This is a genomic window from Flavihumibacter sp. CACIAM 22H1, assembly GCF_001601815.1.
Lineage (GTDB): Bacteria > Bacteroidota > Bacteroidia > Chitinophagales > Chitinophagaceae > Flavihumibacter.
Map to the genome: position 1 here is coordinate 21,587 of NZ_LUKG01000008.1, position 1,083 is coordinate 22,669.

Genomic DNA, 1,083 nt, shown 5'->3' on the forward strand with positions numbered 1-1,083 from the left:
CCTGGATCCCATTCTCATCAATTTTTTCGTCAATCGTAAAACTGCGTTTAAAGGAATGTTGATAAAACTCGCGACGAATTTGTTTCAGATCCTCCTGAACCGCCGTTTCCTTTTGTTCATAGGAAATGGTCAATAAGCCGTTCTCCACCTTAACCTTAAATTCTTCCTTGGATCTTCCCGGCGCATTCACCTCTAAATGATATCCATCTTTTGTTTCTACAATATTTACAGGTATGGTTTGTAATGCATTACCTGCTTCCCGACCAGCTTTAGCCGGAAAATCCTGAAACCAGTCGTCTAATAAGTGAAAGAAGGGCCGAACAGGTTGATTGAATTTTACGCGTGTCATAATTTGTATGTTTTATGTTTTTTGAATGTTTGTACGAAACCTTGTTCAATTGCTGTACCAGGCGTTTTTTTCTGCCATTTGCTACAGATTTCTTCCAATAAGAGTTGAAAAAGACGCCATTAAGGCAGTTCAATGCCGTTTCTAAAAGCCATAATGGCAGTTTCGAACCATCTGACCAGTTTATTGTTTTTGCTATAAATTTGCAATCTTAAAAATCAAGACATGTATCCAGCAGAAATAGTAATGCCCATGAAAGAGGAATTAACTGAACAGGGATTTGTTGAGTTATTGACCTCCGTAGAAGTTGAAGACCAGTTAAAAAAAGCGGGAACTACCCTGGTGGTAGTTAATTCTGTCTGTGGTTGTTCCGCAGGTACAGCCCGTCCGGGCGTGCTGATGGCTGTTCATAACAGTCCTAAGAAACCCGATCACCTCACCACCAGTTTTGCAGGATTTGATATGGAAGCGGTTCGTACACTGAGAGAACATTTACTGCCTTACCCACCGTCTTCCCCTGCCATTGCGTTGTTCAAGGATGGCCAGTTAGTTCATTTTATCGAACGCCATATGATCGAAGGCCGGTCTGCACAAATGATTGCGCACAACCTGATTGCTGCGTTTGAACAATACTGTTAAGAAACAGGATTTTTTGAAATAACCCCTTCCGGTCGGGAGGGGTTATTTTTTTGCCGTCTGCATATTTCTTATCATTGCGATGAATTTGCCCATTAATT

Annotated in this window: 2 protein-coding genes; one reads left to right on the forward strand and one right to left on the reverse strand. The window is 41.3% G+C overall.

Annotation, left to right across the window (positions count from 1 at the left end; genetic code table 11):
- Window positions 1-349 (reverse strand): Hsp20/alpha crystallin family protein (locus tag A1D16_RS04140; protein WP_290707970.1); only part of this gene is annotated, 349 nt, incomplete at its 3' end.
- 222 nt (window positions 350-571) lie between these two features.
- On the opposite strand from A1D16_RS04140, the gene A1D16_RS04145 reads away from it, so the two are divergent.
- Entirely contained in the window at window positions 572-985 is a 414-nt protein-coding gene (locus A1D16_RS04145; RefSeq protein WP_290707971.1) for a BrxA/BrxB family bacilliredoxin, read from the forward strand.
- The last annotated feature ends 98 nt before the right edge of the window (window positions 986-1,083 follow it).